Origin of the sequence: Acuticoccus sp. (assembly GCF_965213555.1) — a bacterium.
Lineage (GTDB): Bacteria > Pseudomonadota > Alphaproteobacteria > Rhizobiales > Amorphaceae > Acuticoccus.
In genome coordinates, this window is the sequence record NZ_OZ243890.1 from 1,412,486 (window position 1) to 1,433,651 (window position 21,166).

Annotated in this window: 13 protein-coding genes and 2 pseudogenes; 4 read left to right on the top strand and 11 right to left on the bottom strand. The window is 73.2% G+C overall.

Annotation, left to right across the window (positions count from 1 at the left end; all coding sequences use genetic code 11):
* The 4 genes and pseudogenes from ACOOE8_RS06905 to ACOOE8_RS06920 form a co-directional block, all read right to left on the bottom strand.
* Positions 1-444: an inositol monophosphatase family protein gene (locus tag ACOOE8_RS06905; protein WP_420394649.1), complete on the bottom strand. Its 444-nt coding sequence runs from the start codon at positions 442-444 to the stop codon at positions 1-3.
* A 7-nt stretch (positions 445-451) separates the two neighbouring features.
* Positions 452-781, bottom strand: a pseudogene (locus ACOOE8_RS06910) (inositol monophosphatase family protein); the annotation flags it as partial.
* Entirely contained in the window at positions 771-1,640 is an 870-nt protein-coding gene (locus ACOOE8_RS06915) for a TldD/PmbA family protein (protein ID WP_420394650.1), read from the bottom strand. The gene ACOOE8_RS06915 and the pseudogene ACOOE8_RS06910, both read right to left, overlap by 11 nt.
* 266 nt (positions 1,641-1,906) lie before the next feature.
* Positions 1,907-2,149 (bottom strand): annotated as a pseudogene (locus ACOOE8_RS06920) (PmbA/TldA family metallopeptidase); the annotation flags it as partial.
* 368 nt (positions 2,150-2,517) lie between these two features.
* Here ACOOE8_RS06920 and ACOOE8_RS06925 point away from each other — a divergent pair.
* Complete coding sequence (locus ACOOE8_RS06925) at positions 2,518-2,973, top strand: DUF6101 family protein (protein ID WP_420394099.1); 456 nt, start codon at positions 2,518-2,520, stop codon at positions 2,971-2,973.
* Between the two features lie 178 nt (positions 2,974-3,151).
* On the top strand, positions 3,152-5,347 hold the full coding sequence (locus ACOOE8_RS06930; protein ID WP_420394100.1) for a M10 family metallopeptidase C-terminal domain-containing protein: 2,196 nt from the start codon (positions 3,152-3,154) through the stop codon (positions 5,345-5,347).
* A gap of 124 nt (positions 5,348-5,471) precedes the next feature.
* Here the strand turns inward: ACOOE8_RS06930 and ubiA are convergent, their stop codons facing one another.
* On the bottom strand, positions 5,472-6,413 hold the full coding sequence (gene ubiA / locus ACOOE8_RS06935) for a 4-hydroxybenzoate octaprenyltransferase (protein WP_420394101.1): 942 nt from the start codon (positions 6,411-6,413) through the stop codon (positions 5,472-5,474).
* Positions 6,414-6,520: 107 nt separating this feature from the next.
* On the opposite strand from ubiA, the gene purD reads away from it, so the two are divergent.
* Positions 6,521-8,002, top strand: coding sequence for a phosphoribosylamine--glycine ligase (gene purD / locus ACOOE8_RS06940; protein ID WP_420394102.1), 1,482 nt, complete (start codon positions 6,521-6,523; stop codon positions 8,000-8,002).
* 838 nt (positions 8,003-8,840) lie between these two features.
* On the opposite strand, the gene ACOOE8_RS06945 is transcribed toward purD, so the two are convergent.
* Positions 8,841-9,590, bottom strand: coding sequence for an SDR family NAD(P)-dependent oxidoreductase (locus ACOOE8_RS06945; protein ID WP_420394103.1), 750 nt, complete (start codon positions 9,588-9,590; stop codon positions 8,841-8,843).
* A 156-nt stretch (positions 9,591-9,746) separates the two neighbouring features.
* Here ACOOE8_RS06945 and ACOOE8_RS06950 point away from each other — a divergent pair, with 156 nt between their 5' ends.
* Positions 9,747-10,331: a TetR/AcrR family transcriptional regulator gene (locus ACOOE8_RS06950; RefSeq protein WP_420394104.1), complete on the top strand. Its 585-nt coding sequence runs from the start codon at positions 9,747-9,749 to the stop codon at positions 10,329-10,331.
* Positions 10,332-10,371: 40 nt separating this feature from the next.
* On the opposite strand, the gene ACOOE8_RS06955 is transcribed toward ACOOE8_RS06950, so the two are convergent.
* The 5 genes from ACOOE8_RS06955 to ACOOE8_RS06975 form a co-directional block, all read right to left on the bottom strand.
* Positions 10,372-11,373, bottom strand: a complete 1,002-nt coding sequence (locus ACOOE8_RS06955) for an MDR family oxidoreductase (protein WP_420394105.1) — start codon at positions 11,371-11,373, stop codon at positions 10,372-10,374.
* 53 nt (positions 11,374-11,426) lie between these two features.
* The gene (locus tag ACOOE8_RS06960; protein ID WP_420394106.1) at positions 11,427-12,017 is read right to left on the bottom strand and encodes a GbsR/MarR family transcriptional regulator; all 591 of its coding nucleotides are present in this window, start codon (positions 12,015-12,017) and stop codon (positions 11,427-11,429) included.
* Positions 12,018-12,148: 131 nt separating this feature from the next.
* Entirely contained in the window at positions 12,149-13,150 is a 1,002-nt protein-coding gene (locus ACOOE8_RS06965; RefSeq protein ID WP_420394107.1) for an extracellular solute-binding protein, read from the bottom strand.
* Positions 13,151-13,282: 132 nt separating this feature from the next.
* On the bottom strand, positions 13,283-19,090 hold the full coding sequence (locus ACOOE8_RS06970) for a translocation/assembly module TamB domain-containing protein (protein WP_420394108.1): 5,808 nt from the start codon (positions 19,088-19,090) through the stop codon (positions 13,283-13,285).
* A 31-nt stretch (positions 19,091-19,121) separates the two neighbouring features.
* Entirely contained in the window at positions 19,122-21,011 is a 1,890-nt protein-coding gene (locus tag ACOOE8_RS06975; protein WP_420394109.1) for an autotransporter assembly complex protein TamA, read from the bottom strand.
* Between the last annotated feature and the right edge of the window lie 155 nt (positions 21,012-21,166).

The following is a 21,166-nucleotide window of genomic DNA, read 5'->3' on the forward strand; positions in this document are numbered from 1 at the left end:
CTAACCGACGTGCTCGGCCGCGTGCGCCCGCAGCGCCGCGACCAGGGCTGCGGGTCCCGCCACCGTCGGGCCGTGCGCCGTTGCGGGCGCGGCGTAGTCGAGCGTCCGGCCGTCGAGCCCGCCCAGCGTTCCGCCGGCCTCGTGCACGATCAAGTCGGCGGCCGCAAGGTCCCAGTGGTGCGGCCCGGGCTTGGTGAGCACCGCGTCCAGCCGACCGCTCGCCACCTTGGCGAGCCGCAGGGCGAGGGAGGCGACGTTGTCGGCCCGGCTGACGCCCGCCTCGCGCAGCCCCGCATCGCGGTAGACCGCCCCGGGCATGGCGACCCGCGCCCCGGGAAGCTGACACCGCGCCGAGACGGCGATCGGCTGGCCGTTGCGCCGCGCCCCGCCATCCGCGCCGGGCGGTGTAGAGCGTGCCGTAGGCCGGGCGCAGGATCGCCGCAGCGACGGGGCGCCCGTGCTCGATCACGGCGGCGACCACGGTCCAGGCCGTCTCGCCGCGCAGGAAGGCGCGCGTGCCGTCGATGGGGTCGACGACGAAGGTGCGCGCCGACGCACCGCTCGCGGGGCCGTCCTCCTCCGACAGCCAGCCGTAGTCCGGCCGCGCCGCCGTCAGCCGTCCCCGCAGGAGCCCGTTCACGGCAAGGTCCGCGTCCGACACCGGGCTGCCGTCGGCCTTGTTCCAGGTTCGCACGTCCGGCCCGGGGCGGCGCAGCGCCTCCGCGCCGCCCGCCTCGACGGCCTCCACGAGGAGGGCAAGGTCGTCCTCGTCAGCGTCCACCGATGGTCAGCCCCTCGACGAGCACCGAGGGGGCGTCGACGGCCGATAGGCCCGGCGCATCGTCGCCGAAGCGTGCCGCCGCGAACATGTCCGACAGGTGACCGGCGATGGTGACCTCCGCCACCGGGCGGACGACCTCGCCGTTCTCGAACCAGAAGCCCGCGGCGCCGCGGCTGTAGTTCCCGCTCACGATGTTGGCGCCCATGCCGATGAGGTCCGTGACGAGGAGGCCCGTCCCTGCCTCGCGCATCAGCGACGCGAGGTCGCCCGCGCCGCCGGTGACCGCGACATTGGTCGCCGAGGGGCTCGGTGCCCCGGTGCCGCGGTAGGCGCGACCGTTGCCCTCCAGGCCGAGGCGGCGTGCCGTGGCAAGGTCGAGCAGGAAGGCCGCGAGCACGCCGTCGACGACGAGGTCCACCGGAGCGCTTGCGATCCCCTCGCCGTCGAACGGGCGCGAGGCGAGGCCACGCTCCACCGTCGGGTCGTCGCGCACGGTGATGCCCTCGGCGAGCACCCTCGTGCCGCGGCGGTCCGCGAGGAGGCTCGCGCCGCGCGCCACGGCCGCGCCGTTCGCCGCCGACAGGAGGTGGCCGAGGAAGCCCGAGGCCGCGCGGGGCTCGAACAGCACCGGCGCCCTGCGCGTCGTGAGCTGCTCGGCGTCGAGCCGGCGCACCGCGCGCTCGCCTGCGATGCGTCCGACCTCCTCGGCGGGGGCGAGGTCGGCAAGGTGGCGGCGCACGCTCGCCCAGTAGTCCCGCTCCATGCGCGTCCCATCACCGGCGACGGCACTCGCGACGTGGCTGTGCGTCGTGGTGGCGTAGGCGGCGCGGAACCCCTCGGCGGTCGCGAAGGCCCGGATCGCCCGCCGCGCGCTCGCCGAGACGCCGTTGGAGTTGGTAACCCGGGGACGGTACCCATCGCCTTTTCCAGTACGCGCGTGCGCTCAACCAGCGCGTCCGCGTCCGGCATCGTGCCGTCGTCGATGTCGAGGGATGGGGAGCGTGCCGCGTCCGCCAACAGTCGCGCGGGCGCGAGCGCGACGCTCTCATCCTCCGGCGCCGCCCTCGCCATGGCGACGGCGCGCTCGGCGGCCGCGGCGAGGTCGCGCGCCGCACCGACGCCGACCAGCGCGTTGCGGGCGCCGACGAAGACGCGCAGCCCGATGTCGGTGCCCTCGGCGCTCTCGATCTCCTCCACGGTGCCGTTGCGCAGCGTGACGGAGGTGGCCCGGCTCACCAGCACGACGGCGTCCGCGCCGTCCGCACCGGCGCGCGTCGCCGCGGCGAGCGCCTCGTCGGCGAGGCGCAGGAGGGGTTCGGGATCGACGCCGAGGGCGGCGTCCCGTGCGACGGTCGGGGCGGTGGTCATGCGACGTGGTGTAGGAACCCTTAACCGCGGCGGCAAGGCGGCGGGGCGATCGGCAGGCGTTCCGCGGCGATCGGCGGCGATTGGTTACGGGGACGTCAACACGGGTCCGGCGATTGGGGGCGGCGACTTAGCGAGGGGGCAAACGGCGAACCGCTACGGTCGGCGCGTCGATGAGGTCATCGCCGGAGAGCGTCATCCCCATGAAAGTCGTCGGTTCCGTGCCTGTCGCCGTCGTCCTGCCGTCAAGTGGTCCCGCGGCCGTGGCCGCCCTGCGCTGGAACGCGGCCAACGACACGGGGCCCGCGGGTCGCTCGTCGGCTGCGCAACCCGCGCGGTCCCCGATCCGGTCAGCTCGCGAGCGCAAGGCGGTGGATGGGGCACGCGAGGCTGCAACGGTGCGGCCCGCCGAGGCCCTTGCGGGGGCCGCCCCGTCCCGCCGGTCCGCCTTCCGCGGCGTTGCCTGCACCGTGCAGCGCGGCGAGGTGGAGCCGGTGTTCGGCCTCGCACTGCTGCACGAGAACCCGCGCCTGTCGATCCCGCTGTCCACGGGAACCGACGCGGCGGCCATCGCCCGCGAGTGGCAGTCCTGGGCGAAGGCGCTCGACCTGCCGCTCATCGCGGTGGAGGCGGACGGGACGGTGCACGCCGAGCTCACCGCATTGGGCGTGGTGCTCGCCGAGCGCCCCTCCCCCCGGCGCAGGGGCTCGCCGCTGGTCGGACGGCGCTCGCGCTACGGCCGCCGCCGCGCCGCCCGCGCCGTCCTGCGCCCCGAAGCTGAGCGCCGCACGTTCTCCGGCGAGCGGGAGATCACCGCGCAGATGTGACCGGCCGCTGATCTACCGAGACCCAACGAAGGCTGAACTATGGTGATACCAAGGCCGGCGTAGTATAATGCCTCGCGCGCAGCGTTGGGCACTTCCCCCCGCGGCGCACGACGGTGGGGCAGCGCGAGGAACCGGCATGGGGACTGAGTGGGACGCGAGTAAGGTTCGAGCGGAAAGCGTGCCGAGCGACCGCTCACCCGGCACGGCGCTCGACGAACCTGCGGTGCTCTTGTCCGTCGGCCCAACACCGGTGCCTGCGAGCGCTGGTCCGGCACCGCTCGATGACGCGCCACCCGACGTCGGCCAGACGCCGCAGACCGCCGGACGCCTCGACCTCGGAGGCGCCGCCGACGGCGCCATCGACGACCCCTGGGACGAAGACTGGTTCGCGGTCGACGTCCCTGCCAACGCATTCACGCGCTTCGAGCTGTCCGCAACGCCTGTGCTGGGACGCAGGCTCACCGCGCCCGCGCTCGCAATCCACGACGCGGACGGCGCGGTGGTGGCCAGTCGCTCGGGCATCGACGGCGGGGCGGCTGAACTGATCCTCTACAGCGCGGCTGCGGCGACGTACTACGTCGCACCCGCCTCCACCCTCCTCGGGCGCCACGGCGGCTACCGGCTCACCGCCCACACGATCGACGATCCCGACCCGCTGCGGGCGATCGACGCCGGCACGGCGCTCCCGGCGCCCGAGCTGTCCGTCTACTTCGCCGCCGAGGACGAGCGCTTCGGACCGCTGCGCAACGAGGCGCCCTGGTCGCCCTACGAGCGCGCGGCGGTGTTCGGAGCCCTCGCTGCCTACCAGGACGTCTCCGCGCTCGAGGTGCGTGAGGCGACCGACCCCTCGGACGCGGACATCGTGCTCGTCCAGGGCCGGCTGCTCGGCGGCGACGCGGGGCTCTACTTCGCACCGGACGCGGCAGCGGGGCGGCCCCAGGCGGTCCTGTGGCTGAACAACCATCCGCGGTCGTGGTCGGACGCCGAGGGCGGCCTCTTGGACCCGGGGTCCTACGCGTTCACCACCCTGCTGCACGAGTTCGGGCACGCCCTCGGCCTCGCCCATCCCCACGAGGCGGAGGGGGGCTCGGACGTGATGGCGCTCGAGGTGTTCGGACGCGGCCTTGACCAGGGCATCTTCACGGTCATGAGCTACAACCCATCGTGGTTCGACGGGCCGGACGGCGTGTCCACCGACAGCGCCTACGGCTTTGCTGAGACGCTGGCGCCGCTCGACATCGCGGTGATCCAAGCGAAGTACGGGACCAACGGGACGCACCGCGCCGGGGACGACGTGTACATGCTGCCAAGCGCCACCGGTCCCGGCGCCGGCTACGCTTCGGTGTGGGACACCGGAGGGCACGACACCGTCGTCGCTCCGGGCCACGCGTCGGCGGTCATCGACATGCGCGCTGCGACGCTCGGTCCGTGCGAGGGGGGCGGAGGCAGGGTGTCGTCCGTGGAGGGCGTCCTCGGTGGGCTCACCATCGCGGCGGGGGTCGTCCTCGAGGATGCGACGGGCGGTGGCGGCGACGACCTCCTCATCGGCAACGATGCACGGAACGTGCTCGACGGCGGTGCCGGCGCGGACACGCTCGTCGGCGGCGCGGCGGACGACGTCTACGTCGTCGACGACCACGGCGATGTCGTGGTCGAGCTTCCCGGCGAGGGTCGCGACGCGATCTCGAGTGCCGTGATCGACCTCGTCGTGGCGCACTACTCCGAGGTGGAGGACGCGCGCCTCACCGGGGAGGGGGACCTGTCCGCCGCCGGCACGTCAGCGGCGAACGCCCTGGCCGGCAACTCGGGGCGCAACGCGCTGTGGGGCGGAGGGGGCGCGGACACCCTCGACGGCGGAGCGGGCGCGGACACGCTCAACGGCGGGCGCGGGGACGACCTCTACCGGATCGACGATCCCGGCGACCGCATCCACGAGTCGCGTCGCGGGGGAGAGGACGTCGTGGAGGCCCGAACGGTCGACCTCGTCCTGTCGAATCACCGCTTCGTCGAGCACGCGCGTCTCATCGGCGACGCCGACCTGTGCGCCACCGGCTCGCGGGGCGACGACGCGATCTTCGGCAACGCCGGCGACAACATCCTCGGCGGGCAGCGCGGCGACGACACGCTGGCCGGAGGGCAGGGACGGGACGTCTTCGTCGTCGGCAGGCGCGGCGGCCACGACGTCATCGTCGACTTCGCGCCCGGCGAAGACGCGCTCGACCTCACCGGCCTGCGGCGCCCATCGCTCGCCGACCTGTCCGCGGGAGCGCGTGAGGTGAACGGTGCGCTGGAGCTGACGTTCGGGCGATGGGGCAAGCTCGTCCTGGAGGGCCTCGGCCTCGCCGACGCCGAGTTCATCGACATCCTGGTATGACGGCGAGGCGTCGCTCCTAGAGCGGTTTGGGGTTAGGTGGAACCACCTAACCCCAGGAAGACCGCTCTTATTCCACCCCAGGAGCTGGAGCATCTTATCTGGGTCTGAGGAGACCCAGGATGCTCTAGCCGTACGCTGCCGCCAGCGCGTCGGAGCCGAGACCCGCGAACAGGAGCCATCCGGCGACCCGGTTGGAGCGGAACGCCGCGAGGCACGAGGCCGGGTCGTCGGTCGACACCCTCGCGAGCTGTGCTGCGAGGTGAGCTGCGAACGCGCCGAGGCCAAGCACGGAGAGCAGCCCGCCCCCGGCGAGCGCGATCGCCCCGGCGAACAGCGCGATCGTGAGGCCGTAGGCGATCCCCACGGCGAGCCGCGTGCGCGAGGCGAACAGCCGCGCGGTGGAGCGCACGCCGATGATCGCGTCGTCGCGACGATCCTGGTGCGCGTAGATGGTGTCGTAGCCCACCGTCCACGCGATCGCGCCGGCGTACAGGAGGACGGGCGCCGCGGCGAGCGAGGCAAAGGTGGCCGACCAGCCGAGGAGCGCGCCCCAGGAGAACGCGAATCCGAGCACCACCTGTGGCCAGTCGGTCACCCGCTTGGCGAGCGGGTAGAGCGCCACGATGGCGAGCGAGCCGCACGACAGGACGACGGTGAACGCGTTGAACTGGAGCACCACCGCCAGCCCGACGAAGGCAAGGCCGAGCATGAACAGGAGCGCGGCGTTGACGCGGACCTGCCCCGACGGGATGGGGCGGGAGCGCGTGCGCTCGACGTTGGCGTCGATGTCGCGGTCGAGGATGTCGTTGTAGGTGCAGCCGGCGCCGCGCATCACCACCGCGCCGACGAAGAAGAGGAGGAGGTGCCAAGGGTTCGGGGCGGCCTCGGCGGCGACGGCGGCGAGCGCGACGCCCCACCAGCAAGGCCACAGGAGCAGCCACCAGCCGATGGGACGGTCGAGGCGCGCCAGCCGTGCGTAGGGCAGGAACGGCGCGGGCAACGCGCGGTCGGCGAGGTTGCGCGGCGGCGCGTCCGCCACCTTCGCGGGCTGGTTGCTTGGCGTCACGAAGGCGCTCCGAGCCTCTCGGTCAAGGATGGTTCGTAGGCGAAAGGTCGGCGCGACGATGGCCTCGTGCAAGTCGTACGGTCTAAGGGTTCCACCAAGGGAGCGCGGTGACGCAGCTCGACGGCTTGATGGGGAGCGCTGACGCCATGTCCAGCGACGGCATGTCCGCACGGGCCGACGAGCTCACCGGCGGACCCGTAGCCCACAAGGCCGGCGGGGTTGCGGTCGGCCTGGGCACGCGGGACGGCGCGGTTCTCGGCGCGCAGGGCAGCTCCGTGGCATCGGCGGCGCCGCGGGGCGCCGCGGCTTCGGTGGAGCCTCGGGACACCACGGCGCGCACCAGCGGCCGGGGTGGCGCCAGCGTCCTCATCGTGGGTTCCGGCGGACGCGAGCACGCGCTCGCTGCCGCCGTGCGTCGCTCGCCGCTCGTCGACCGCCTCGCCTTCGCCGGCGGCGCCAACGCCGGTCTCGAGGCCATCGCAACCCGGGTCGACGCCGACCGCGTCGAGGAGGAGGCGCTCGGCCGCAACCTCGTCGTCATCGGCCCCGAGGCGCCGCTGGTGGACGGCCTGGCCGACCGCCTGCGCAGCGTGGGTGTCGCCGTCTTCGGGCCGTCCGCCGCCGCGGCGAGGCTCGAGGCGTCCAAGTCTTACACGAAGTCGATGTGCGCCGAGGTCGGCATCCCCACGGCGGCTGCCACCCTCGCGGGCTCGCTGCATGAGGGGCTGGCAGCCGTGCGCCGGATGGGCGCCCCCGTGGTCGTCAAGGCGGACGGGCTCGCCGCCGGCAAGGGCGTCGTCGTCGCGCAGACCCTCGCCGAGGCGGAGCGAGCGGTCTCGGTGTGCTTCGACGGTGCGTTCGGCGGCGCCGGGGCACAAGTCGTCGTCGAGGAGCGGCTGGAGGGCCCGGAGGTCAGCCTGTTCGTGCTTTGCGACGGGCACACCGCGCGCCCCCTCGCCTCGGCCCGCGACTACAAGCGCGCGTTCGACGGGAACACCGGCCCCAACACGGGTGGCATGGGAGCCGTCTGCCCCGCACCGGGCTTTTCGATGGAGGCTCGCGAGGCTGCGATGGAGCGCATCGTGCGGCCGACGCTGGGCTGGCTCGCCGAGCGCGCCAACCCCTACGTGGGCGTGCTCTACGCCGGGCTGATGCTGACCCGGGACGGCCCCAAGCTCATCGAGTACAACGTGCGCTTCGGCGATCCTGAGTGCCAGGTGATCTGGCCGCTCGTGCGGAGCGACCCGTTCGTGCTCCTTCACGCGACGGCGACCGGACGGCTGGCCGACGCGCCAATCGAGCTGTCCCCGCGGAGCGCCGTGGGCGTCGTCGTCGCAGCGGACGGCTACCCCGGCGTGGTCCACACCGGCGACGCGATCGGTGGGCTGGCGCTGGTCGAGGCCGCGGGCGCCACGATCTACCACGCCGCCACCCGCTACGAGGGGCCCGACATCGTGTCCGACGGCGGCCGCGTCCTCACCGCGGTCGCCACCGGCGACGACGTCGCGGACGCACGGCAGCGCGTCTACGGCGCGCTCGCCCACCTCTCCTGGCCAACCGGCCGCATGCGCTCCGACATCGCGGCGTGACCGCACGCGGCCGCACCCGGCCTCATGTCCAACGGCGACCGCGTGCGCACCGCCACCGGCGAGGGCGGTGCGGACGCGCGGCGGCGCCCTTCACGGCGCGCTCGCCCACCTCGCTTGGCCAACCGGCCGCATGCGCTCCGACATCGCGGCGTGACCGCACGCGGCCGCACCCGGCCTCATGTCCGACGGCGACCGCGTGCGCACCGTTACCGGCGAGGGCGGTGCGGACGCGCGGCAGCACGCCTGGAGCGGCCACCCCTGCCTCGTCGCGTCGACGAGGCCGCATGTGCTCCGGCATCGCGGCGTGACCGCACGCGGCCGCACCCGGCCTCATGTCCGACGGCGACCGCGTGCGCACCGCCACCGGCGAGGGCGGTGCGGACGCGCGGCAGCACGCCTGGAGCGGCCACCCGTGCCTCGTCGCGTCGACGAGGCCACGTGCGCTCCGGCATCGCGGCGTGACCGCACGCGGCCGCACCCAGCCTCATGTCCGACGGCGACCGCGTGCGCACCGCCGCCGGCAAGGGCAATGCGGACGCACGGCGGCGCCCTCTACGGCGCGTTCGCCCACCTCACCTGGCCAACCGGCGCGTGCGCTCCGACATCGCGGCGTGACCGCACGGGTGCGCCCGGCAACATGTCCGACGGCGACCGCGCGCTCCAACGACGGCGAGGCTGGTGCGGACGCGGGGCAGCATGCCTGGAGCGGACACGTGTGCCTCGTCGCGTCGACGGCCGGCAGCCGCGTTGACATCACAGCGTCCCTTCGCCGGTCCTCGCGCCGGTGGGCAGGCGTCCGGTCATCAGCCCGGGCAGGCGCGTGGCGCTGCGGCTCAGGTCAAGCGGTCCACCCGCCGTCGACGTTGATCGTTTGTCCGGTGACGTAGCGCGCGTGGTCGGAGGCGAGGAACGCGACGAGCGCGCCCACCTCGCGTGGCGTGCCGAAGCGGCCGAGCGCGGTCCGCCCGATCATCTCGGCCGCCATCGGGTTGGCGTCGACGTTCGCGGGGTTCATCTCCGTGTCGATGGGTCCGGGCTGCACCGCGTTGACCGTGATGCCGCGCGCGCCGAGCTCGCGTGCCAGCGCCCTCGCGAGCCCTGCCTCGGCCGCCTTGGAAGCAGTGTACAGCGATAGTCCCGGGAACGGCGCGGTGTCGCCGAAGATTGAGCCGATGACGACCACCGCGCCGCCGTCCGCAAGGTGCGCCTCCGCCGTGCGCACCGCCTCGGGGACGCTGCGGACGTGGAGGTCGAAGCTCGCATCGTAGCGCGCGTCGTCGGTGCCCTCCAAGGGTCCAGCATCGAACGTCCCGGCGGACGCGACGAGGACGTCGAGCCCGCCGAACTCTTCGACGGTGCGCGTGACGGCCCCGGCGCTGGCGCCGCGCTCGGCAGCGTCCGCGGCGATGGCGAGGCCGCGTCGGCCTTCGTCGCGGATCGCCTCGACGACGCGTTCGGCGCGCTCGGCCGATCGCGCATAGGTGATCGCGACGTCGGCGCCGAGGCGCGCGAGGAGCAGCGCCGTCTCGGCGCCGATGCCGCGGCTGCCGCCGAGGATCAGCGCCGACTTTCCGTTGAGCTGGATCACGGGTCATCCTCCGGTGAGCGGGCGCGGCGTTCGACCGTCACCCGGCGTCGCTGCGCGCGGATGGCGTTTGCGACCGACCGGTACTAAATGCTGGGCGAGGATGGGTTCAAGGGGTAACGTACCAAAAGGTACAAAAATCCGCGGTGGGATGCCACGATGGCTGTCGGACGACCCAAGACGTTCGATGCGGAGGCCACGCTGGATGCGGTGGTCGAGATCCTCTCCCGCGAGGGCGTCCGCGCCACCTCGCTGAACGAGATCGCCGCGCGCACCGGCGCCTCCAAGCCCGCGCTCGCGCGCGCGTTCGGCGGCAAGGAGGCGCTGACGGTACGGGCCCTGGAGCGCTACCTATGCACGATCGAGGCGCCGCTGCGCGAGGCGTTGGCCGGGGATGGGTCGCTGGAGGAGGTGGCGACGCGCTACCTCGGGGCGTTCGCAGCCCTCCACACCCGCACGAATTCGGCGCCGGGCTGCCTCCTTGCCACGGCGTCCAGCGACTGCAGCGCGCTCGAGGATGGCCCGCTGCGACGGACCGTGGAGGCCGCGCTCGCCGAGAACCTCGCCGCGCTGCGCGACCGCCTTGCGCGGGCGGGAGCCCAAGCGCCGGACGACCTCGCGCGCTTCCTGGCCGGACAGACGGTCGCCATGAGCGTCATGGCGCGAAACGGCGCGACGCGGGGCGACCTGACCCGCTTCGCCAAGCTCGCGGTGCGGGCGGTCCGCGATGAGGCGGACCTCTGACGTAGGCTTCCTCAACGGCCCGGCGAGCGCAGGCGTTCGATCAGCGCGACAGGTCGACCACCACGCGGCCGCGCACCTTGCCTTCCAGGATGTCGCGGCCGAGCTGCGGCACGTCCTCGAGGGAGGCCTCGTCCACCATCGTCTCCAACAGGTCGAGGGGCAGGTCCCGTGCCACGCGCTGCCAGGCGGTGAGGCGGGCCTCGCGGGGCTGCATTACCGAATCAATGCCGAGGAGGTTCACCCCGCGCAGCAGGAACGGGACCACCGTCGCGCCGTCGAGCTTGGCGCCGCCGGCAAGGCCCACCGCGGCGATGGAGCCGCCGTAGGTGAGGAGCGTCAAGGCGTGAGCGAGCATGGCGCCGCCCACCGCGTCGATGCCGCCCGCGTAGGTCTCGCGGCCGAGCGGGCGCAGCGGCGGATCGGCAAGGTCGCCGCGAGGGACGATGGTGCTGGCGCCCAGGGACTTCAGGTAGTCGGCCCCCTCCGGCCGGCCGGTCACCGCAGCCACCTCGTAGCCGAGCTTGGCGAGGATCGCGGTCGCCACCGAGCCGACGCCGCCGGAGGCGCCGGTGACGAGGATCGGCTTGCCGCCGGGCCGCACGCCGTGGTCCTCCAGCGCCATCACGGCGAGCATGGCGGTGAAGCCCGCGGTGCCGACCGCCATCGCCTGGCGCGCGGTGAGCCCGTCCGGCAGCGGCACCAGCCACTCTCCCTTGACCCGCGCCTTGTCGGCGTAGCCGCCCCACCAGGCCTCGCCGACGCGCCAGCCGGTCAACACCACCGCGTCGCCCGGCTGGTAGCGCGGGTCGTCCGACGCTTCGACCGTGCCGGCGAAGTCGATCCCGGGCACGTGCGGGTAATTGCGCACCAGGCCGCCGCCCCCGGTGACGCACAGCCCGTCCTTGTAGTTCACCGTCGAATGGCTGACGCCCACCGTGACGAGGGGATCGCCGTCCGCGTCGGAGGGCAGCCGCGCCTCGTCGATCTCCTCGACGGAAGCGGAGACCCCGCTGTCCGACTTGTCGACGATCAGTGCCCGCATGGCGCGCCTCCCCTTCCCCGGTTCGTGGCGCGCATCTAGCCCGCGACGCGCGCCTAAGGCGAGGGGTCCCGGTCCGGGTCGTTGCTCGCCGGCCGCGGGCGGCGCAGCGGCAGCACGTTGCCCCGCTTGGTGACGAGCTCCGTCACCCGTGCACCGAGGCTGAGGAGCTGGATCAGCCGCTCGGTGCGCACCGCGCTCATGTCGTCGTACCAGCCGGTGAGGAGCTCGATGAGCCCCGTCAGCTCCTCGATGCGGGCGCGCGCGTAAACGTCGCCCTCCGCGGAGTGCTTGGCCATCTGCAGCTCACGCAACTTGGACAGCGTCGGGTCGATCTCCCGCCGCTTGCGCTCCTCGACGAGGGTGCGGACGATCTCCCAAAGGTCGGTCGGGGTGGTGAAGTACTCCCGGCGGTCACCGGGGAAGTGCTTGAGGCGCACGAGTTGCCAAGCCTGCAGCTCCTTCAGCCCCATGGAAACGTTGGAGCGCGAGAAGCCCAGCCGATCGGCGATGTCCTCGGCGTTGAGTGGATGCTCGTTGACGAACAAGAGCGCGTAGATCTGGCCGACGGTGCGGTTGATGCCCCACCGCGACCCCATCTCGCCGAAGTGCAGGACGAACTCCTCCTGCAAGGGGGGAAGGTTCACGCGTCGCCTCCAGAACCACGCACTCGCGAGCCCGTCCGCGCCCCGATGGACGCGGACGATCCCCCTTATAGTAGGATGGACGCGACCCCGTTTTCACCTGCGAACCTCGGGGCAACCGGCGTGGCGTCCGGTCAATCGTAGCCGACCTCGTTGTAGATGCGCTGCGCCACGTCCGTCATGTCGGCGAACTCGGCGACGGGGAGGTCGTCCGCGACGAAGTCTCCCATCTCCTGCACGGCCTCGGATGGCTCGACCTCGGGCAGGACCGGGTACTCGTCGTTGCCGTCGGCGATGAGCTTCTGCGCCTCGGGCGACAACAGGTACGCGACGAACGCCTTGGCATTGTCGAGGTTCGGCGAGTTCGCGGCGATCCCCATGCCGGAAACGTTGATGTGCGTGCCCGTCGTCTCCCGGTTGGGGAAGACGACGCCGATCTGGTCGAGCCCCTCGGAGAGGCCGGCGACCTCCTTCCGAGCGGCGCGTGCGTAGTAGTAGTGGTTGGAGAGGACGATGTCGCACTCGCCGGAGACGATCGCGCGAAGCTGATCGGTGTCGCCGCCCTCGGGCGCGCGGGCGAGGTTGTCCTTCACCCCCTCGGCCCACTGGCGCGCGGCCTCCTCCCCGTCGTGGATGATGATCGAGGCGAGCAGCCCGAGCATGTAGACGTTGGATGAGGAGCGCGTGCAGACCATGCCTTCGTACTTGGGATCGGCGAGCGCCTGGTACGTCTGCGGCGGGTTGGAGACGTCGTTCTCGTCGTAGAAGATGAGCCGCGCGCGGGTCGTCACCGCAGCCCAGTTCGGCGTCCTGAGGCTTTCGGGGACGACCTCCCCCACCTTCGGAACGTCGAGGGGTTGCAGGAGCCCTGCCTCGTCGGCGCGTCGCAACCGCCCCGCGTCCACCGTGATGAAGACGTCGGCGGGCGACAGTTCCCCCTCCGACATCATGCGCTCGATGAGGATGTCGGCCTCGTCCTCGATGCGGTTGACCTCGATCCCGGTACGCTCGGTGAAGTTGTCGTAGAGCGCCTCGTCCGTGTCGTAGTGCCGCGAGGAGTACAGGTTGACCTCGCCCTGGGCCGCCGCCGGGCCAGCGATCGCCAACACGGCGAGCGTCAAAAGTGTTCTTCTCATTAGGTCCTCCGAGCCTGCGTTGCATGCGGACCTAGTTGCCAGAAGAACTTCGGTCAACGTTCAACGCAAAGATCGGAGTTGGACGAATACAAAAGTAGCTGCCGAACTACATTGAACTAGAACAATGCAATCCTAGTACTCGCGCTCGTAGTACAGGCCGACCGAGGCTTCGTCAGTGAACGCCTCGGCGCGGGCGGTGAGGCCCCGAGTGAGGTCGAGGTTGACGGTGACGCCCGTGGAGCGCGGCCCCGCGCGCACGCCCACGTAGACGTTGTCGGCGATGTAGCGCCCGGCCTCCACGGCGGTGCCGCCGGACGGGGTGGTGATGATCTCGAGGTTGTCGAGGCCGGAGAAGGCACGCACCTGGTCGATGATCGAGGGACCGCTGCCTGCGCCGGCGAGCTCGGCCACCGCGGCGGCGAGCTGGGCGAGCTGGAACGGCGACAGGTCCGCGACCGAGCGGCCGAAGATGAGCTGCGCCAGCACCTCGTCCTGCGGCAGGTCAGGGTCGGACTCGAAGCGGATCTGCGGGTCCCTGGCTGGCCCGTCGACGACGACGCGCACCGTGACCCCCCGGTTCCGCGTCTCGGCGACGAGGCGGATGATCGGGTTGAGGTCGCCGAACAGCGTCACCTCGCCCTCGGTGAGCTCGATGCGCTGGGTGAGGATGACGACGCGGCCGCGGATGAGCTCGAAGCGCCCGACCGGGCTGACGTCGGAGATCGGCCCCGTCAGACGCACCCGCCCGCCGAGCTCCGCGTCGATGCCGCGACCGCGGATGAAGACGCGGCGCGGTGCGTCGATGGTGACGTCAAGGGTGAGGCCCGACGCGCCGTCTCCGCCGTTCGCATCCGGATCTTCGGCGAACGGCCCGGCGTCGGCGCGGCGCAGGGTCTCGAGGACGTCCGGGGGCGTCGCGATGTGCGCGACCTCGAGGAGCGCCGCGGTCCCCGACAGGCGGGTCGGCACGGAGATCTCGGCGCGGTCGACGGCGACGTTGCCGGCGATGGTCGGCCCGGCCGCGAGGGGTCCCGTCACGGTGAGCGAGGCGTCGAAGGTGACCGCGATCAGCCGACCGTCGGCGTAGCGCGCGTTGCGGGCCGTAACGGTGAGGTCGGCGGGGAACCCGTCGCCGAGGCCGATGGAGCCAGCCACCGAGACCGTCCCCTCGCCGAGCGTCGCGGTAAGGCGGTCGATGACGACGCGGTCGCCCGTGAGGGAGGCATCGAGCGAGGCTCCCGTCAGGGACAGGTTGGACTGCGGGTCGGTGAAGGAGACGTTGGCGGCCGACAGGTCGCCGGTGATTTGTGGGTCGGCGAGCGAGCCCGTCGCGCGCGCACGGACCGTCGCGGTGCCGTCGAGGCTCGCGCCCCGCTCGATGAGGAAGCGGTCGGCGAGCGACAAGGGGGCCGTGGCGTCGACGGTGACGTCGAGGCCGGGACCCGACAGCGGCACCGTGCCGGAAGCGGCGACGTCGAGCCCGCCACCGTCCGCCCGCAGCGAGGCGAGCTCGACGGCGCCGTCCGCGAAGGTGCCGGCGACGTCGATGGAGACGGGGTCGACGCCGACGTTGCCCAGCGGTGCCGCCGACACCCCGCGGGCGGCGAGGTCGAAGCGCGCCTGCGGGTCCGCGAGGCTGCCGGACGCGCTCGCCGTGCCCGACAGCGTGCCGGTGATGCCGAGGCCGGGACGCACGCCGTTGGCCAGGCCGAGGGGCAGGTCGGTTACCGTCAAGTCGACGTCGAGGGCCTCGCCGACGCGGCCCTGCGCCGTCACGAGGCCGCCGCCGAGCCGCACCCGCGCGTCCTCGAGCTCCACCGTGCCGTCCGCGAAGGCGCCGTCCGCCTCGATCGCGGCGGGCGGGAGACCGGCGTCGCGGATCGGTTGCGCGGTCACCTCCGGGGCGACGACCTCGAACGTCACCCGTGGATCGCTCGGCGAGCCAGTGGCGACGACGCGGCCCGACAGCGTGCCCGACACCTGAAGCTCCGGCCGCACCGCGTTGACGATGCCGAGCGGCAGCGCGTCGAGCTCGGCGGTGACGTCGAGCGTGTCCGGACCGACGGTGCCGGACGCGCGGACCGCGCCGGTGCCGATGGCGGCCTCGGCGGTCTCGAGGGTCGCGACGCCGTCGGCGTAGCGTCCGGCGACCTCGGCGGAGATGGCGCCGACGCCCGTGCCGTCGAGCCGGCGGGCCGAGGCGTCGGCCACACGAACGGAGAACGTCGCAGAGGGGTCGGCGAGCACGCCGGTGAGGTCCGCCTCGCCCGACAGCGTGCCCGTCAGGCCGAGGTCGGGGGCGACCGCGTCGGCGAGCGCCAGCGGCAGGGCGTCGACGGCGACGTCGAGGTCGAGCGCCTCGCCGACCGTGCCCGAGGCGGTCAGCCGCCCCTCGCCGACGCTCGCCTCGACCCGGTCGAGCCGGGCGGTGCCGTCCGCGAAGCTGCCGGTGGCGACCGCGTCGAGCGCCGGGACGCCGGAGGCGCGCAGCGCGGCCACCGACGCGTCGTCGACGGTGACGTCGAAGGTCGCCCGCGGATCGGCGAGCGTGCCTTGCGCCGCGACGGTCCCCGACAGCGTGCCGGTGGCGTCGAGGTCGGGCCGCACGGCCTCGACCAGCGCGAGCGGCAGGTCCGCGACCTCGGCGGTGACGTCGAGGCTCTCGCCGATCGAGCCGGAGGCGGTGACCGTGCCGCCGCCGACGGTGGTGCGGAAGGTGTCGAGCTGCGCGGTCCCGTCGGCGTAGCGGCCGACGGCGGTGGCGTTCAGCGGCTCGAGCTCGGCCGCGCGCAGCGGCGCGGCGTCGGCCTCGCTCACCCGCACGTCGAAGGTGGCGGACGGCTCGGCGAGGGAGCCGTTGACGGTCGCCTCGCCAGACAGGGTGCCGGACGCCTCGAGCTCCGGCCGCACCGCGTTGGCGAGGGCGAGCGGCAGGTCGCGCACTGAGGCGGTGAGGTCGAGCGCCTCGCCGACGGTGCCGGAGGCCTCGATGGCCCCGCCGCCGACGTTGGTCGAGAAGCGCTCCAAGGTGGCGGTGCCGTCGGCGTAGGAGCCGCGAGCGACGACGGTCAGCGGCTCGATGCCGCGCTCGGCCAGCAGAGCCGCGGTGACGTCGCGCGCCTCCACGTCGGCAGTCGCGGTGGGGTCCTCCCGGGTGCCGCCGACCTCCACGGTGCCGGAGACGACGCCACCCGCCTCGAGGGACGGCCGAACGAGGTTCGCGACGCGCAGCGGCAGGTCCTGAAGCTGCGCGGTGAGGTCGAGCGTGTCGCCGAAGGTGCCCTCCACCACGATGGTGCCGTCCCCGATGGTGAGACGCGTGGCGCCGACGACGATGGTCTGGCCGGAGACGTCGACGGTCGTGGGCTGGGCGAGCCTTGCCTCGAGCCCGCGGTCGGCGAGGCGGAAGGAGGACAGCGCCGCGGCGAAGCCCGCGTCCGTGCGGGTGAGGTCGCCGGCGGCCGACAGGACGCCCGAGCCAAGGTCCGCGTCGAGGGAAAGTGAGGTGGTTGCGCCCTGCCGCTCGGCGACGAGGTCCGCGCTCGGCACGTCGTAGCCCGCGGCGGAGAGGCCACGCAGGCTCGCCCGGCCGTCGAGCGCCGGCACGCCGAACGCGTCGTCCACCACGATGTCGGCGTCGGCCTCGGCCAGCGTGACGCCGGCGACGGAAAGGTCGCGCACGGTGCCGTCGACCGCGACCACCTGGGCGCCCTCGCTCGCCTGCAGCGTCACCTCGGCGTCGATGGCGCCGGACGCCTCCTGCAGCGCGAGCGCGGCGAGGCGCCCGAGGTCCGGCACGTCGACGTCGAGGTTGCCGGTGACGAGGCCGGTGGCGAGGAGCGCGGCGTCGCCGGCGACGCGCGCGCCGGCGACCTCGGCCGACAGGTCCTGCAGCGCGCGGGCGTCGGGGCCGGTGGCGAGCGTCGCGGCGACGGCGATCGGCGCGCCGTCCAGCGTCCCGTCGACCTGGAGCTGCCCGTCGAGGTCGAGCGCGACCTCCGTGGTGCGGTCGAGCGTGCCGTCGAACGCGACCGCGAGGTCGTCGATGCGCTGGTCCTGCACCGTGATGCCGGGGCTCGTGACGCGCGCGGCGACGGAGGGGGCCGTCGGCGCTCCGGTGACGGTGAGCGAGGCCGCGACGGGGCCGGACGCGGCGTCCTCCACCGCGCCGAGGTCGGCGAGCGCGACCTCGGCGGTGAGGCTCGCCTCGGCGTCCGTGACGCGGCCGTCGGCCGACACGGTGAGCTGAGGGTTCGCGAGGCGGAAGTCCTCGAACACGACGCCCGCCTCGGTGTTGGCCGCACGCCCGTCGAGCGTCGTCTGTCCCGCGAGGAGCCCGTCCGCCGCCGCCACGCCCAGCGCGAGGTCGTTCGCCTCGCCGTCGACGGTGAGGTCGAAGGTGCCGTCGAAGCCGATGGTCCCACGCGCGTCGAGGTCGGCGCCCCCGTCGAGGGGCCGTCCCGCGAGGGCGGCGAACGCCGACAGGTCCTCCGCGGCCAGCCGGTAGGTGCCGTCGAGCGCGTCGCCCACGGTGCCGGCGAAGCGCGCCTCCACCGTGTCGGTCACCACCGAGGCGTTGTCGACCGTCACCGGCGCGCCGGCCTGCCACGAGCCGGACGCGTCGATGGCGAGGGCGGAACCGAGCGCGTCGGCGATGCCCGCCCTGTCCGAGCCAAGGCCCTCGGCGTCCCCATCCACGGCGAAGGTGACGCTTCGGGTCGCCGGGTCGGACAGGTTCGCCGCCTCGCCGGTGGCGCGGATCGCCACGGACGGTGCGGCGATCAGTGACGTGTCGAGGTCGGTGAGCGCGATCGTCGCCTCGAACGCATCGCTGCCGCCGCCGAGGGCGACGTCGATGGTGGCGCTGCCGATGGTGGATTCGCCGCCGCCGCCCGGCAGCGGGATCGGCGTCCCGTCCTCGCGCCGGAGCGTGCCGTCGACGGTGAGCGCCGTCGGCACGCCGTCGGGCGCGAGCGCCGCGCTGAACGCGAGCGTTGCGACGCCGGACGCGAGGCGCCCCTCGCTCACCACGATGGAGCCGTCGTCGCGGCGCACCGCGTCCACCACGAGCTCGCTGCCGCCGCCGACGAACGGCTCGTAGAGCTCGGGGACCAGCCGGTCCAACGTGCCCGACAGGTTCGCGCGCAGCCGCAGCCCGTCATCCACACCCTCGATCTCGGTGGTGCCCGACAGCAGCGTGTCGCCGTCCGCGACGAGCGCGATCTCGGCGACGTAGTCCGACAGCGGTCCCTCGCCGGCCACGGTCAGCTGGATGGGCGGCCGCCCCTCGATGTTGAGCGCGCTCGCGACGACGCCGCCCTCCGGCTCGGTGAGGTCGAGGTCGATGGCGAGCTGCCGGCTGTCGTTGTCGAACGAGGCGTCCAGCGTCAGCGAGCCCGGCCGGTCGATCCGCTCGATGGCGACGTCGGTGTCGAGGGCGCCGTCGTCGAGCTCGACCGAACCATTGATGGAGAGCGCCGCTGCCGGGCCGGCAATGCCCTCGGCGATCTCGATGCGCTCGACGGCCAGGCGGTCGAGTTCGATGGCGACCGGCAGGTCCGGCAGCGCGAACTCCTCGGCACCCGGCTCGATGGGGGTGTCGTCCTCGGCCGGCAGCGGCGGTCGGCTGATGAGGATGCGGTCCGCCTCGAGGAGGTCCACGTCGAGCCGCCCCCGCACGAGCGCCAGGCGCGACCACACGAGGTGGACGTCCTCGACGCGCAGCCATACGCCCTCGCGGTCGGCGATGGTGATGTACTCGATCATGACGTCCGAGGAGAGCGCGCCGTCGATGGGGCCGAGGTCGATCTGCCGGTCGGGCGTCGAGATCTGCCGCTCCACGAAGCGCACGAAGCGGCCCGACTCCTCCTCCTCCTGCGCGAGCGCGATGCCGGCACAGGCGAGGCCGATGCCGAGGAGGGCGATCAGGATGCGGCGCATGGCGCTCCCTCGGTGGCGGCCGCGTCGGGCATCAGAACGCCTGCCCGAGGCCGAGGTAGAAGGCGACGGCAGGGTCGCCGTCGAACGGGTCGAGGGGGAACGCGACGTCGGCCCGCAGCGGACCGAGGCCGGTGCGATAGCGCAGGCCGAGCCCGACGCCCACCTTCAGCGGCTCGGAGAAGTCCGGCAACTCGTCCTCGAAGGCGTTGCCGACGTCGACGAAGGGGACGACGCCGATCTTGTCGGTGACGCGGATGCGCGCCTCCAGCGAGCCCTCGAGGTAGCTGCGCCCGCCGACGACGTCGTCGTCATCGTCGCGCGGTCCGACGCCCTTGTACGGGTAGCCGCGGATCGAGCCGCCGCCGCCGATGTGGAACAGCTTGGTCGCCGGCGTCTCGTCGTAGGGTGTGCCGAAGATCGAGCCGACGGCGCCCCGCGCGGCGAGCACCAGTCGGTCGTCGGCGAGGCCGTAGTACACCGAACCCTCCACCTCGGTGATGCCACCGACGTTGGAGTTGACCGCCTCGTAGAACGGCTCGAGGCGCAGGCTCGCGCGGTAGCCGCGGGTCGGATCGTAGCGGTCGTTGGAGCCGTCGTACTCCACCGTCACCGGCAAGGACAGGAACACGAAGTCGCCATCGCCCACCTCGGTCTCGTCGATGGTGGACACCTCGACCGAGCCGAACGCGGACACGGTGAGGCGCTCGGTGACGCGGTTTGTCAGCCCTGCGCGGGCGCCGACGGTGCGTGCGCGGAAGGTGTCGGGGGCGAGCTGCTCGGCGAACAGAAGTGCGGTGAAGTCCGTGTAGGGCGTGAAGACGCCCGGCTTGATGAAGGTCGCAGCGACCCGGTAGTTGTAGAGGTCGGGGTCCTCACCGTTGATGCCGCCGACGCTGGCGCGCAGGTCGAGCTTCTCGGCGCGGCCGAACAGGTTGCGGTGGCGCCAGTACGCCTCGCCGCCGATGCCGTCGAGCGAGGAGAACTTCACGCCGGCGCCGAACACGCGGGGCGGCCGCTCGGCGAGCTGCAGATCGACGTCGAGCGTGCCGTCCGGGCCGATGGCGTCCGCCTCGACGATGCGGATGGCGCGGAACACCTCGAGCCGCCGGAGCTGGTCGCGCGCGCGCTCAAGGTCGTCCGGGTCGAACGGCTCGCCGGGCTCGATGCCGGCGTAGTACGCGACGAAGCCGGGGTCCATGCGGGTGGTGCCGGACACCGTCGTCGTCCCGAACACGGCGGGCCGGCCCGGCTCGACGGCGATGCCGACGTCGAGCGCGTCGTCGTCATGCCGGGCGGTGGCGTCGCGGTCCGCGATCGCCGCCTTGGGGTAGCCGAGCTCGCGCCAGCGGCCGACCAGCGCGGCCTCGGACGCGAGCACCACGCCCGACAGCGCCGGCTCACCGGGCCGCAGTCCGAGCTCCTCGACGGTCTTCGGGACGTCGTCGTCGTCCGGGACCTCGCCTGGCCGGTTGGCGATGTCCACGTCGGCGAACGCGTAGACCGGGCCAGGGTCCACCGTGACGTACACCTCGGCCGCCTCGCCGAGCGTGGTGTCGATGGGGAGCGTCGCCGCCTCGCGTCCGTCCACGAGGATGGAGATCGTCGGTCCGTAGCGCCCGTCGGCGTAGAGCGCGGCGAGGATGCGTTGGTAGTCCGACTGCGCCCGGGCGATGAGCGCGCCCGCGCCGGGGCTCGGCTCGTCGCTCTCCTCCTCCAGCGCCGAGGCGCGCTCGATGCGCCGTGTCAGCCCGCGGTCGTCGCCGAACACCTCGAACTCTACGGTGTAGGCGACGCCGCCCTCCGGCACCTCGGGCTCGTCCTCGAAGAAGCGGTAGCCGAAAATCTCGATGGCGAGCGCCGGCGCCGGGAGCGCGAGCAGCGTGACGAGCGCCACGCACGCGTATCGAACCAGTTGGGACAAGGACGCTCCACACCACGACGCCATTCACTTGTGAAGCGGTCTACGTCTCAAGCAAGCTCGCGGGCAGGCTGGCGGACATCGTCGCCGGCCGTTGCGACTATCGCGCAACAGTCGTGCGAGGGAGCGCTGGCGCGATCGCCACGGATGTGGAAGGA

What these genes read in the sequence shown, in the direction of transcription:
- ACOOE8_RS06970 (WP_420394108.1), bottom strand. Translation starts at nt 19,090, where the DNA reads ATGCGCCGCATCCTGATCGCCCTCCTCGGCATCGGCCTCGCCTGTGCC.
- ACOOE8_RS06950 (WP_420394104.1), top strand. Translation starts at nt 9,747, where the DNA reads ATGGCTGTCGGACGACCCAAGACGTTCGATGCGGAGGCCACGCTGGAT.
- ACOOE8_RS06955 (WP_420394105.1), bottom strand. Translation starts at nt 11,373, where the DNA reads ATGCGGGCACTGATCGTCGACAAGTCGGACAGCGGGGTCTCCGCTTCC.
- ACOOE8_RS06965 (WP_420394107.1), bottom strand. Translation starts at nt 13,150, where the DNA reads ATGAGAAGAACACTTTTGACGCTCGCCGTGTTGGCGATCGCTGGCCCG.